This is a genomic window from Psychrobacter sp. M13 (assembly GCF_030718935.1).
GTDB lineage: Bacteria > Pseudomonadota > Gammaproteobacteria > Pseudomonadales > Moraxellaceae > Psychrobacter > Psychrobacter immobilis_G.
Genome location: NZ_CP132194.1, coordinates 1,553,399 through 1,567,284, shown reverse-complemented (window position 1 = coordinate 1,567,284; position 13,886 = coordinate 1,553,399). Strand labels below are relative to the sequence as shown.

General features: G+C 42.4%; 12 protein-coding genes. 5 read left to right on the top strand and 7 right to left on the bottom strand.

Annotated features, from left to right (window positions below; genetic code table 11):
* Positions 1 to 122 precede the first annotated feature (122 nt).
* From Q9G97_RS06605 to Q9G97_RS06585, 5 genes are all read right to left on the bottom strand, one after another.
* Entirely contained in the window at positions 123 to 845 is a 723-nt protein-coding gene (locus tag Q9G97_RS06605; RefSeq protein WP_201573368.1) for a sulfate ABC transporter ATP-binding protein, read from the bottom strand.
* Positions 846 to 909: 64 nt separating this feature from the next.
* Entirely contained in the window at positions 910 to 1,854 is a 945-nt protein-coding gene (gene cysW, locus Q9G97_RS06600; protein WP_305900223.1) for a sulfate ABC transporter permease subunit CysW, read from the bottom strand.
* A gap of 1 nt (position 1,855) precedes the next feature.
* Positions 1,856 to 2,758 carry a sulfate ABC transporter permease subunit CysT gene (cysT, locus tag Q9G97_RS06595; RefSeq protein ID WP_201573366.1) on the bottom strand — a complete coding sequence of 301 codons (903 nt, stop codon included), beginning with the start codon at positions 2,756 to 2,758 and terminating at the stop codon, positions 1,856 to 1,858.
* A gap of 193 nt (positions 2,759 to 2,951) precedes the next feature.
* A complete protein-coding gene (locus Q9G97_RS06590) occupies positions 2,952 to 4,052 on the bottom strand; it encodes a sulfate ABC transporter substrate-binding protein (RefSeq protein ID WP_305900222.1) in 1,101 nt (366 codons plus the stop codon).
* Positions 4,053 to 4,280: 228 nt separating this feature from the next.
* A complete protein-coding gene (locus tag Q9G97_RS06585; protein WP_305900221.1) occupies positions 4,281 to 5,357 on the bottom strand; it encodes a sulfate ABC transporter substrate-binding protein in 1,077 nt (358 codons plus the stop codon).
* A 278-nt stretch (positions 5,358 to 5,635) separates the two neighbouring features.
* Between Q9G97_RS06585 and Q9G97_RS06580 the strand changes: the two genes are divergently transcribed.
* Positions 5,636 to 6,184, top strand: coding sequence for a hypothetical protein (locus Q9G97_RS06580; RefSeq protein WP_305900220.1), 549 nt, complete (start codon positions 5,636 to 5,638; stop codon positions 6,182 to 6,184).
* Between the two features lie 86 nt (positions 6,185 to 6,270).
* Here the strand turns inward: Q9G97_RS06580 and sat are convergent, their stop codons facing one another.
* Complete coding sequence (gene sat / locus Q9G97_RS06575; protein ID WP_305900219.1) at positions 6,271 to 7,524, bottom strand: sulfate adenylyltransferase; 1,254 nt, start codon at positions 7,522 to 7,524, stop codon at positions 6,271 to 6,273.
* A 321-nt stretch (positions 7,525 to 7,845) separates the two neighbouring features.
* Here sat and Q9G97_RS06570 point away from each other — a divergent pair, with 321 nt between their 5' ends.
* From Q9G97_RS06570 to Q9G97_RS06560, 3 genes are all read left to right on the top strand, one after another.
* The gene (locus Q9G97_RS06570; RefSeq protein ID WP_305900218.1) at positions 7,846 to 9,531 is read left to right on the top strand and encodes a nitrite/sulfite reductase; all 1,686 of its coding nucleotides are present in this window, start codon (positions 7,846 to 7,848) and stop codon (positions 9,529 to 9,531) included.
* A complete protein-coding gene (locus Q9G97_RS06565; protein ID WP_305900217.1) occupies positions 9,524 to 10,114 on the top strand; it encodes a DUF934 domain-containing protein in 591 nt (196 codons plus the stop codon). Before Q9G97_RS06570 ends, Q9G97_RS06565 begins: the two co-directional genes overlap by 8 nt.
* Before the next feature lie 74 nt (positions 10,115 to 10,188).
* Positions 10,189 to 10,827 carry a phosphoadenosine phosphosulfate reductase family protein gene (locus Q9G97_RS06560; protein ID WP_305900216.1) on the top strand — a complete coding sequence of 213 codons (639 nt, stop codon included), beginning with the start codon at positions 10,189 to 10,191 and terminating at the stop codon, positions 10,825 to 10,827.
* A gap of 69 nt (positions 10,828 to 10,896) precedes the next feature.
* Here the strand turns inward: Q9G97_RS06560 and Q9G97_RS06555 are convergent, their stop codons facing one another.
* Positions 10,897 to 12,135, bottom strand: coding sequence for a WG repeat-containing protein (locus Q9G97_RS06555; protein ID WP_305900215.1), 1,239 nt, complete (start codon positions 12,133 to 12,135; stop codon positions 10,897 to 10,899).
* A gap of 212 nt (positions 12,136 to 12,347) precedes the next feature.
* Here Q9G97_RS06555 and Q9G97_RS06550 point away from each other — a divergent pair, with 212 nt between their 5' ends.
* A complete protein-coding gene (locus Q9G97_RS06550) occupies positions 12,348 to 13,640 on the top strand; it encodes an iron-containing alcohol dehydrogenase (protein WP_305900214.1) in 1,293 nt (430 codons plus the stop codon).
* Positions 13,641 to 13,886: the final 246 nt, after the last annotated feature.

Sequence of the window (13,886 nt, the reverse complement as noted above, 5' to 3'; positions counted from 1 at the left end):
CTTTAACTGTAATATATTATCTGCCTTTGTGCATAACAAAACCCCTATACGCTAGCTGGCCTATAGGGGTTTTGTTATGTCAGATCAATGGTCATAGATAATAGTTTTAAGAACCTAAAAATTTAAACAATATCCAAAAAGTCGCTAACAAATCTATTCGCAGGATGATGAATCAGCTGCTCTGAGGTGCCGACTTGCTCAACGCGACCATGGTTCATCACCACAATCTCATCTGATATCGCTCGCGCCTCTTCTTGATCATGTGTCACCATGATGCTGGTGATGCCCAGCTCATGGTGAATGTTTTTGAGCCAAGTACGCAGCTCTTTACGTACCTTGGCATCGAGTGCTCCAAACGGCTCATCGAGTAGTAACAGCTTGGGTTTTACTGCTAACGCCCGTGCTAGAGCAATGCGCTGACGCTGACCACCGGAGAGCTGATGCGGGTAAGCGTTAGCAATCTGCGGCAGTTGTACCAGCTCTAACAATTCATCGACGCGCTTATTGATATCCGCCTTACTTGGGCGCTCGCTTTTGGGTAAAAGTGTCAGTCCAAACGCGATGTTATCGGCGATGTTTTTATGACGAAACAGCGCATAATGCTGAAACATAAAGCCGATATTGCGTTTTTGTACTGGTGTATTGGTCACATCCAGCTCATCAAAGAGCACCTGCCCAGAATCGGCGTACTCAAGCCCTGCAATAATACGTAAAAGGGTTGTCTTACCACAGCCTGATGGTCCAAGCAGAGTCGTCAGCTTACCCGTAGGTACGGTGATATTTATATTATTTAGCGCGTTGAAGTCACCAAAGCTCTTGTTAACTTCTCGAATTTCAATACTCATAGTAACGTCTCTTATTATGTCTTTTTGTCTATGGTCTATTTGACTATCTATTTGTCAAGCCTAGCTATTTATCAAACCTAATGTTGTTATCGGTTTTATCAACAGTCGCATTGGCACTAACGGGCAGCTCAGGGGCACTCACTAGGCGCTCAGATTTGGCAAACTTGCGCTCTTGCCATTTAGTCATAAGTTGTTGTATAAGCAAAGTCACTAAAGCTAGCGCTGCCAATATGCTCGATAAAGCAAAGGCGGCGGTAAAGTTATAATCATTATAAGCGACCTCAACCAGTAGCGGCATGGTATTAGTCTCGCCGCGAATATGACCGGATACTACGCTGACCGCGCCGAACTCACCCATAGCGCGAGCATTGGTTAATATCAAACCATATAGCAACGCCCATTTAATATTAGGCAAAGTGATATGCCAAAAGGTCTGCCAGCCGCTTGCGCCAAGCGTCAATGCCGCCTGCTCCTCTGAATCACCTTGAGTCTGCATCAAAGGTATCAGCTCACGCGCCACAAACGGAAAGGTGACAAAAAGCGTCGCTAATATAATACCTGGCACGGCATAGATAATCTGAAAGCCCATACTCTCAAACCAGCCGCCGACCGTAGAATTAAGACCAAATAATAAGACAAACATTAAGCCTGCAACGACGGGTGATACTGAGAAAGGTAAGTCAAGTAAGGTCGTGACCAACTGCTTGCCTTTAAACTGATAGCGAGTCACTAGCCAAGCGATAGCAATACCCATCACCATATTGATCGGCAGTACAATACCTGCGGTCAATAAGGTTAACTTGATAGCTTGTAGCGCTTCAGGATCAACTAAAGAGGCGATATATAACTGCCAGCCATCCTTAAAAGCTTCATAGAATACGGCTAGCAGTGGAACAACTAGCATAATGACCATGAATAATACGGCAATGGTAATGAACACGCGCCTAATCCAAGGGGTATCCTTAGTCGCAGGATTGCTTTGGTAGTCGTAGCTATTGGCTATTTGCATATCAGCGAGCTCCTACGCGGCGCGACAGTTTCCACTGTACAATATTAATGGTTAACAAAATAACAAAAGAGATCATCAGCATAAATAGTGCTACCGCTGAAGCGCCTTGTACATCAAAGCCGCCTTGAGGGTTGAGCTGCTCAAGCTTACTCATAATGATAATAGGTAAAATCTCAGTCTCCATAGGAATGTTGCCCGCGATAAAAATCACCGAGCCATACTCGCCAGTGGCGCGCGCAAACATCATACCAGCACCCATGAGCATCGCAGGGAGCAGCTCAGGCATAATTACCTTAGTAAAAGTCGTCAAGCGATTAGCGCCCAAAACGGCTGCGGCCTCTTCAAACTCGACCGATAGCTCAGCGAGTACGGGCTGCACGGCACGAACAATAAACGGAAAGCTCACCACTACTAAGGCCAGCCAAATTCCTATTGGTGTAAAAGCCACCTGAATATCGAACTTATCAAAATATTGCCCAATCAAGCCGTTTGGTGCATAGAGCGTGGCCAGTGAAATACCCGTCACTGCGGTTGGCAAGGCAAAGGGTAAATCAACTAGCGCGTTAATCAAGGATTTACCCCAAAACTCATAGCGCACGAGTACCCATGCCACGAGCGTACCAAATACCAAATTGGTAAGCATCGCCAAAAACGACATCCATAAGCTCAGCTTAATAGCAGCGGCGACACGGGGCTGACTGATCACCTCCCAAAACCCAATCCACCCCAACTGGGTACTCGTATAAGCCATCATCGCAAACGGTAGCACCACCAAGAGCGATAAGCTAAAGACGGTAATGCCCATACTCAGCCCAAACCCTGGTAGCACATTGCGCTGACGCATACGCATCAGCCAGCCCTTTTTATTATTGGGTTTATTAGAAGGAGAAGTTGCAGCACTCATATAATAGTGTCCTGTTGCTTAAGGCCTAATCAAATCTTAATTTTTATTATTTAGTTAAGTCATGAGGTAAAAAGTAGAAGGACATAGCACAAGTGGCCATGTCCTTTTTAAAGCACTACTTGATTGGTTGTTGCAAATACATTTTGCAAATATAGTTAGCGCTACTATTGAACGATGTTACAGCTTAACAATGCTACTGTGGCGCGTTAATCGATAACTGATCGAACACCCCATTGTCACTAAAGAAGGTACCCATGATTTCATCCCAAGACCCAAACGCATCATTAGGACGGAAAGTCTCAATCTCTGGCAGTTTATCGCTGTTTTTATCTAGCACGCTTTTAACACTAGGGCGTAAATACAGATCAGCGGCTAGTTGCTGGGCAGGCTCGCTCCATAGGTAATCAAGATAAGCTTTGGCAGCGGCAGTGGTGCCTTTTTTATCGGTCACTGTATTGACAATAGCGACTGGGCTTTCTGATTTAATAGAGTACTTAGGATAGACAATATCGACTTCCCCTTTACCAAAATCAGTAGCGGCTAGATTAGCTTCATTCTCAAAAGTCACGAGCACATCGCCGATACCGCGTTGCACAAAGGTAGTTGTCGCTGCACGGCCGCCATTCTCATAAACTTTAACGTTTTTGAGCATGTCTTTGACATAGCCTTTAGCTTTTGATTCATCATTATCAAAAGCATGTAGTCCATAGCCATAAGCACCTAAGAATGCATAGCGACCATTACCCGTCACTTTTGGATTGGCCATGACAATCTCAAGCCCAGACTGGGTCAAATCTTCCCAGTCCTTGATGTTTTTTGGATTATCTTTACGCACTAAGAACACAATAGTGCTGGTAAAAGGTACGGCATTGTCAGGGAACTGCCCTTCCCAATCGCTGGCGACCAAACCTGCGTTTTCAAGAAGCTCAATATCAGAGCCTTGATTCATGGTCGCGACATCCGCTTGCAGACCGCTAGCCACTGACGACGCTTGTTTGCTTGAGCCACCATGAGACTGGTTGACTGAGATGTTGGCACCAGGATTGTCCGCTTTGTACTGCTCAATAAATAATGGGTTATAGCCTTTATAAAAGTCACGAGCGACATCGTAGGAGACGTTGAGTAGCTCGATGTTTTCGGCTACTGTGCCATCCGCGTTAGTCGTCTCTGCGGTGTCATTGCTGCTACAGGCTGTTAGCCCTAAAGTCATAGCAACACCCGCGATGCTCAGTGCACTCAGTGCCTTACTGTTTTTTGATTTACCGAATAAAGAGCTTGCTGCGTAAGATTTCATAAATGCCTCAAAGGTAATAGTTAGTTTGGTTATGAGCTGATGTTTATTACTGAATGCAGCCATGCTAACAGCGTCAGCTTATTATCTTTAATGACGAATATGTGTATGTTTGTGCCAAAATGGAATAATACGAATTAAAGACTGTTGATAAAAAATGAGTCACAGCGTCTCATTTGACAAATAGTAGCACTATCAGTTATTTAGAACTTGCGACCACTTAATCACTCATTACTGTTTAATAGTAGCCAATTGATCAAATACGCGACCATCAACAAAAAATTCAGCCATAATTTGCTGCCATGAGCCAAATACGGCTACAGGTTCAAAAGTTTTAATGGGCGGCAAAACATCTTGATGGGCCGCTAGGATTTGACTATCACTAGGACGTAAGTACATCTTTGCCATCAGCTCTTGAGCAGGCTTGTCCCATAGCCCCTTTAGATAGTCATTAGCCGCCTCAGTGTTGCCTTTTTTATCTGTGACTACTTTATTAACAGCTACAGGATTATTGATTTTTATTGAATAGCTAGGATAGATAATCTCCACTTTGCCTTTAGCGTGCTTGCTAGCAGCCAAATGCGCCTCGTTTTCAGTGGTTATCAGCACATCACCGAGGCCACGTTGAGTAAAGCTAGTCGTCGCTGCACGCGCACCATTATCGTAAGTCACCACGTTTGCTAATAAATTTTTCATGTAGCTGTTGGTTTGGGCGGGGTTCTGAGTGGTTTCTTTAAAGTGTTGTAAGCCGTAACCATAAGCGCCTAAAAACGCATAGCGCGCGGTACCGCTGATCTTTGGGTTAGGCATAACCACTTTGATATCATTACGAGCCAAATCTTGCCAATCACTAATATTTTTGGGGTTACCCGTACGCACCAATAACACCATCGTACTGGTGTAAGGTATGGCGTTATTAGGCAATGCTTGTTGCCAATTAGCACTTACTAAACCCTTTTCAACCAACAAATTCATATCACTCGCTTGATTTAAGGTGACGACATCAGCCTGCAAACCATTAGCGACAGACAAAGCTTGTCTGCTCGATCCACCATGAGATTGATTAATAGCTAACTCAATAGCTGGATTTTTGCTTTTATAATCTTTGATGAATAAAGGATTGTATTCTTTATAAAAGTCGCGTGATACATCATAAGAGACATTGAGTAACTCAATATCTTGAGTCGCCTGATCATCGGTGCCGTTAACATCAGATTGGGTTTGATTGCAGCCTGTCACTAACAGGGTCGTTGCAAGTGCGCTGGTTAACAGCAGCTTATACGGCAAAGAAAAAGAGTTGGTTTGCATGTGGAATTTCTGCCAGATTGAGAGTAATTAGCGCTATGCTAGCAGCTTATCTACAGCCCTCTTAGTGCCAAATAAGGCTATTAAACTATTAATTTGGCATAAGGGTTGTCATATAGTATTTAGACTCTAAGAGCCATTCTTTAATAAAATAAGTATTAAGCTTTGCTAAGCTAATTATTAAGACTGTTTTTTGCTAATGTGGCATAATGTGCTCGCTTAAAAGAATTTGACTATTGCCCTCTATTAGCTAAACACACTTTATTTGGTGAGATCTTCGCATGATTCTAAATTTACCGACACGCTTATCTACTAGTTTGCTAATTTTGGCGACTGCTTTTACTGCTTTGACGGGTTGCAATAACGTATCGCCAAATGTGCAAAATCCTAGCGCTCCAGCTACCGTTATTCCAAATACAGTCATGCAGCCTGCTACTAAAATACAAGCCGATCTCTCGCCAGCTATGCAAATGGTAAACGGTGATTATGCAACTGAAGATTATAATAAGCGCGCGCAAGGCTATGATTGGACAGGTGTAATAATAAGAGCCATTGATAATCAAAGCATAGATATAAAAGTGCGCTCGCGTAGTGATATCAAAAAACCAACTTGCAGCTTTGACGGTACCGCGACGCTAGTTGGTCAAGATAAGGCACATGGGGTTATTTTTAAAACCGTAGCCAATGATAGCGCCACATTTTTGCAATTTAAAGACGGTAAGCTGACCATTGATGCACAGGATAAGTACGCGCTTAACGCATTCTGCTCAGGCGGTGCTACGCTGGCGGGTGATTATCGAAAGCTTGCTGGTCACTTAGAGCTTAGCTAAGTCCATTAATCACTAAATTTGCAAAACAAAAAGGTGTCAAACATTATGTCTGACACCTTTTTTATTAAGCGATTAATTAGGCAGTTCTAAACCGCTGAAGCACCTGTTAATTTCACCTCTTCGCGCTCTTCCTTGGCGATATTGGCGTAATAGCGACGCAATATCTCTAACACTTCTGGACGGCTAAAGTTATCTGGCACTTCCTCATCCTCTGACAGCGCCTTACGCAACTTAGTCCCTGATACTTTGACGTGCTGGCTGGCATCATGCGGACAGGTTTTGCTAGATGCCATTGCGCCACAAGCGTTGCACCAGAACGTCCAATCAATCTTGAGCGGCTGAGTTAGTAGATCATCTTTTTCTATTTTCTCAAAGATAGTCTGCGCATCAAAGGCACCATAATAATCACCGACGCCAGCATGGTCACGACCAACGATCAGATGACTACAGCCATAGTTTTGACGGAATAGTGCATGCAGTAGCGCTTCACGAGGCCCCGCATAACGCATATCTAGCGGATAACCGGCTTGAATCACAGTGTCAGGCTTAAAGTAATTATCGATCAAAGTCTTAATTGCATCTTGACGGACTTCGGCTGGGATATCGCCAGGTTTTAGCGCGCCAAGTAGTGAATGCACGAGTACGCCATCACATATTTCAATAGCGATCTTGGCTAGATACTCATGCGAGCGATGCATTGGGTTACGCGTCTGAAAAGCGGCAACGGTTTTCCAGCCTTTGTCGATCAATATTTGACGAGTTTGCTCAGGGGTTTTATAGGTATCAGGATATAGCGTTGGGAACTCGCCTTCGCTTAATACTTCGACCGAGCCTGCGATATTGACGTCATCTTGGCTCAGTACTTGTTGTACGCCTGGATGCTCGCTATCAGTGGTGGTAAAAACTTGCTGACACTCATGCGCTTTATCAATGGTGTACGTTTCCTCCACTGTTAAAACACCCATGATTTCTCCGTTTTCCGCAACCAAAGCGACTTTATCGCCACTATTTAAACTATCAGCCGTTGCCTTTGGTGCTGATAAAGTAATCGGGATTGGCCAAAACAAGCCAGCATTGTTGCCTGTTTGCAGACGCATATCATCAACCACCCCTTGCCAATCGGCTTTATTCATAAAGCCATTGAGTGGGGTAAAACCACCAATACCTAGCATAATTAGATCACCGCGCTCACGTGAGCTCAAGGTAATTTGTGGCAAAGTGCTGGCAAGTTTTAGAGCTTGCTCGCGTGCAGCACCTGTTAATAATAACGGCTTAAGGGTGGCGCTACCGTGCGGGGCAACAAGATTGGATTGAACTGGACTTGAAGTAGTAGATGTCATTGCTTAAACCTTAATGAATAATCATTGAACAAAAATAGTGCGTTAAATCGGATATGCATAGGCTACCTAAGTTTCGTTATGAAAATTTATGCCTTGTTTTACTATGGATATGACTTAAAGGAATTTAAGTTTTCACGGACAAGCTTATATGATGTGACACTGAATGGGTTTAAGCGACTTATGAGCTTAGATATTTCCCACTTGATACCCTAATAAACACGCGAATCATTGTTATAACTTGGCTTAAGCATTGAATGACTTAAGCTGCATACATCGCTATAAATCACTTAAAAATTTTGAGTTAAGAATTGAGAGACCATCATGTATCAATATAATTATGCCGATCAAGCTTTGGTTGAGGAACGGGTCGCCCAATTTCGCGATCAGACCGAGCGCTTTTTAAAGGGTGAGCTTGCCGAAGAGCAATTTTTGCCGCTGCGATTGCAAAATGGCCTGTATATTCAGCGTTATGCGCCGATGCTGCGTATCGCCATTCCTTATGGTCTACTTGCCAGCTATCAGTTGCGTAAACTCGCTGAAATTACCCGCAAATACGATAAAGGCTATGGTCACTTCACCACGCGCACTAACATTCAGCTAAATTGGCCAAAATTAGAAGACGTGCCCGATATCTTGGCGGAGCTGGCTTCCGTGCAGATGCATGCCATTCAGACCTCGGGTAACTGTATTCGTAATACCACGACTGACCCTTATGCGGGTATTCACCAAGCCGAGATCGCTGATCCACGTCCCTATTGCGAGATTATCCGCCAGTGGTCAACCTTTCATCCTGAGTTTGCTTTTTTACCGCGTAAATTCAAAATTGCGGTTATCGGTACGGAAAACGACCGCGCGGCAACACAAGTCCATGATATTGGCTTGCATATTAAGCAAAACGATGAGGGTGAATTAGGTTTTGAAGTGATAGTCGGTGGCGGTTTAGGTCGTACACCAGTAATTGGCAAAACGATCAATGAGTTCTTACCTCGTCAGCATTTGCTCAGCTATTTAGATGCGATTTTACGCGTTTATAACTTGCATGGTCGCCGCGATAATAAATATAAAGCGCGTATCAAAATATTGGTTGAGAGCATGGGTGGACGTGAGTTTGCCAAGCTGGTCGATGCCGAATGGGAAGCAAATACTAAAGATGGCAAGCTAACTTTAACGGAAGATAACTTCACAACGGCCCTTAGCTTTTTTAGTGAGCCTGATTATCAAGACATTGATGCTTTGCAAGTACAGTCTGATTTGCAAAAGCAACTGGCCGCTGATAAAGATTTTGCCAATTGGTATAACCAAAATACCGTCGCTCATAAAATCGGTGGCTACCGCGCGGTGGTTATCTCTTTAAAAGCAGGTCTTGTCGATGGCAAATATGTACCCTCAGGTGATGTGACTGACTCGCAAATGGATGCATTGGCGGATCTGTCTGATCACTATAGCTTTGGTGAATTACGCGGTACTTATCAGCAGAATCTAGTCTTTGCCGATGTGCAAGTCAGTCATTTATACGAGCTATGGCAGCAATTGGTTGAGCTGCATTTAGCTCGCCCTAATATCAATACCTTGACCGATATGATCGTCTGCCCTGGTTGGGACTATTGCTCACTAGCTAACGCCACGACTTATAATATCGCAGAGCAAATCGAAAAGCAGTTCGATGATTTAGATTATCTCTATGATTTGGGTGATATTCGCTTAAACATGTCAGGCTGTATCAATGCTTGTGCCCATCATCACACGGGTGATATTGGTATTTTAGGTGTCGATAAAAAGGGTGAGAACTGGTATCAGATTAGCCTCGGTGGCAACTCTAGTGATAATGCCAAAATCGGTAAAATATTAGGCCGATCGGTGGCAACTGAAGCCGTCGCTGACACCATTCAAAAGATCGTTGATGTTTACGTTGATCTGCGCGTCAGCACCGATAACGATGTTGAAAGCTTTGGTGCTATGGTTGATCGCGTTGGTATAGCGCCCTTTAAGGAGAAGGTCTATGGGTAATCATCATATCTTAAATAGCATTGGCATTGATGTTAGCGCTAAAGACAATTGGCAGGCGCTAAGCACTGCTGAGTTGCCTGATGGTATTGCGCTATCTCATATTACTTTGCTTGAGCTATTACATAAGCAAGAAAAGCTTAATGTCATCGTACCACTAACTGATTTGTTAGATAGCAGTGGTAAGCTGGCAGGTGGACTGTCTCATGAGGTTTATGAGTTACTCACTCAGCATACCGGACGGTTGGGAATTTGGCTGACCGCTGATACTGATGCTGATGCACTAGCTGGACTGAGCGAGTTCTTATTAGCGCAATCCTTGATTGTTATTCATGTACCCTTATTCGCTGATGGACGCGACTTTAGCTTCGCCCAGACCCTGCGCCAACTTGGCTATAAAGGTGAAATTCGTATCGCAGGTAAATTTGGCCGTGATCAAATAGCCTATCTATTACGCGTTGGTGTCGATAGTTTTGTACTTTGTGAGCATGACCTAAAATCAGATATCAGCCAAGCCTTTACCGCGCTGGCTAGTAGCTATGATGGTCAAGATTCCTCAGCGTTGCCTATGTTTGCAGGAGCTTAGTTAAAAGATTAAGCATTCTAAATTTTCAAGTTAATGACTACCACTTTTATAATAAACTCAACTAAGGAAAAAACATGAGCCAGTTACACCCTACTTTAGATATCGATCAGGCCAATCAAGACTTGCAAGGTAAAACCCCTGAGCAAATCGTCGAATGGGCATTATCGCAAGCGAAAAATCCAATTATCACCACTAACTTTCGCCCGTACGAGTCTGCTATTTTGCATTTAGTGGCTAAACAGCGCCCAGACATCATCGTATTATGGGTAGACTCAGGTTATAACACGGATGCGACTTATAAATTTGCGAATAAAGTTATTGAAGATTTAAACTTAAACGTCATTACTTATATTCCTAAGCAAACCGCTGCTCACCGTGATGTCACCATGAATGGCATTCCTGGTGTCGACGACGCGCAACATGACGAATTTACTGATCAAGTTAAGCTTGAGCCGTTCCGCCGTGCGCTTGATGAGCTAAAGCCTGATGTATGGTTTAACGCCATTCGTAAAGATCAAACGGAGTTCCGTCAAGGTCTTGATTTTCTGAGTCTGTCAAAAGATGGCGTGCTAAAAGTCGCACCCTTGTTTGAAAAAACCGATAGCGATTTAGATAGTTATCTTAGCGAACATAACTTGCCAAATGAGTTTGATTACTTTGATCCAACGAAGGTTGAAGAGCATCGTGAGTGTGGCTTGCATACTCAGTTGTAATCTAATGGTGTGTGAATTAAAAAATACCTCTTATTGATTAATGAGAGGTATTTTTTATGTCTACAAAAACTACTTTATTCGCTTTCCTTGCCTATTAATATAGAACCACTCATTATCTTCTTGTACATAAGCGGTGCCATCACGAAACGAATCTGCAAGGGGAACTGAATCGTATTTAAAATCAATAGCTACCTTACCTAGAGCATCTATAAAGCCGAATTTACCGCTGTCATTATCATAGACTAAAGCCAAACCATTAACAAAAGGGAAAGCCATTCCGTAATCAAGATTTAATACAATTTTATTCTCTTTATTTATAAAATAAAAATTTCCATCACCCTTTTGTTTTGTAATTAGAAACGGATTGTCATCTCCTTCTTTATCTACTAATGATAATCCATTAGAAAAAGATTGTGCTTTATTATATTTGATAGGAATAACAACATTGTTCAACGCATCAATGAATCCGTAATAATCATCTTTTTTCACAAGAGCAAGTCCTTCAGAAAAATCAAATGCCTTATCATAAGTATAGGGAATTACCAGCTCATTTCTCTTGTTAATATAACCGTATTTGCTCCCCTTTTTTACGACAGAAAAGCCTTCAGAAAAACCTGACAAATCCTCGTACTGAAAAGGAATAACAATCTTACCCTCATTATCAATGACACCTTTATTGTTAGACTTAGAAACTACAGCTAAGCCATCTTTAAAAGCAGATAAATGAGGTTGAAATTCTGATTGAATATAGGCATCAAACTTAAGAGGAATAACTATTTTTCCATTGACATTCACGTACCCTGAATGACTTCCTTTGATTACCATAGCTAGCTTTTCATGAAATAAATCTACATTATCATAGTTAAATGGAACGACTACTTCATTGTTAAAGTTTATAACACCATACTGATCATTCTTTCTAGCTTTGATAAATTTATTATCATATATAGCAATATATTGATAATTTATAGGTATAACGATTTCATTGTCTTTATTTATAATACCGTCTTTGTAATCTTTAGTGACTATCGACATACCATCTTCAAAGGCAGAAACACTGTCATATTCGAAAGGAATAATAATTTGACCTGTTCTATTTATAGCTCCCCACATATTGTTTTTATCAAAAGCATTTGCTAAACCTTCTATAAAACGACAGCCTGCATCAAAATTGATCCCCTCTGGCAACTCATAACCCTCTTCTAATTGACATTCTGCTAGTGCTTGCCCACTTAACAGCAAACCACACGCCACTCCAAAAATAGCGCCTAACTTCTTTAATGTTTTAAAATGGTTGCTTAGTTTCATAGATACTGTCTTATGATTGCTATTTTTAATTCAGACTAGAATTATGTCTTATTTCAAGCCATACCGCATCAGCTATTTGTTTAGAGCTTATAACTATATTTATAAGAACACATCAGTATGCATTAATATCAGCTTTACGAATGTATAAATGGCACAATAAGGAATAAGTAAAACTAACCGTTATTCATCGTTTAATTAACAAGGATGCCTCTATGCCAAGCCAAAGCCCTATCGCCAAAATTATGCATAATGACACTTTGCAGCACGCCAGCTACTTAGCCGTTGCTAAAACGCGAGCCAAAGTACTCAAAGTATTTTCAATGGTAATTCCTATGCCACGACCGCTACTATTCGTCGGTGAGCAGTCCTGTCATGAGCTGTGCGACATGATGATTAATGAAGGCGCGAGCAAAGTATTTATCGTCACCGATGAAGTGCTCAATAAATTGGGCATACCTGCCAAAGTCACCGACTATCTAGCAGCGAATAATATTGACTATCATATCTATGATGGTATCACCCCTGATCCAACTTTTACGGTAGTAGAAGAAGGGTTGCGCCAGTCTAAAGACGCTAATTGCGATGCGGTACTGGCTATCGGTGGCGGCTCGGTGATTGATGCCGCGAAGATGATCGCTATGAGCCAAGGTAACAACACCACTCCGCAAAAACTGATTGGACTGTTCAAAGCTCGCAAGCTAGGCACACCGCTATACTGTATTCCAACGACGGCTGGTACTGGTTCAGAGGCGACTATTGGCGCAGTAGTATCAAATGATAAAACCCATCAAAAAGAGATCGCTATTGATCCCAAAATGGTCTCATTAGCTGCGGCTATCGACCCCACTATTATGCAAGGTATGCCACCTCATATCACCGCAGATACTGGTATCGATGTGTTGACTCATGCGCTTGAGGCTTGGATGAGTGTTAACGCTGGCGCGGAGACCGACTACTATGCCGCTTCTGCCACTAAAGGCGTCATGGAGAATTTACCGACCGCGTTTAAGGATGGTAAAGATATCAAAGCCCGTGAGCAAATGGGTATCGCAGCGCACTATGGCGGCATTGCTTTTAATAAAGCAGGTTTAGGCTACGTTCATGCTATCGCCCATCAATTAGGCGCTTATTATCATATTCCTCACGGTCGTGCCAACGCTATCGTCTTGCCTTATGTGTTAGATTTGAATCGTAAATCTAGTGAAAAAAGACTGGCTAAATTAGCTAAAAAGATTGGTCTGGTAGAAAAAGGTCAAGTCAATAATAGCGATGGCGAAATAGCCGATCATCTCATCGCTAAGGTACGTGAGCTACTCACTACGGTCAATATTGATCCTACCGTTAAAGGTATGCAAGAGAGTGATTTTGATGCTATCGCCAAAGCGGCTGCCAAAGAAGTTAGCGATACTTATGCCGTGCCAACTTATATGCCAGCGTCAGGTATTAAAGAGATCTTAACTAAGATTAAGGCTGCTAGTGACGAAAAAGCAGCTAGTGCAGCTTAAGTTTATCTAGATTTTTTACAATAATTTTAAGTTAAAAAATAAAAAGAGCATATTACCACTCGCGTAATATGCTCTTTTTTATACACCCTATTTAATAATAGGAGATACTTACTTTAAACCTTACCTATTCTCTTTTTATTCAAAAACCATCTTTGTTATCTCAAAAGCGACTATGCTAATGCCAATTCATTAGGTGAGCCTATGCTTAGGATGTTCCATAATAGCGCCATAAATTAAATTGATTAG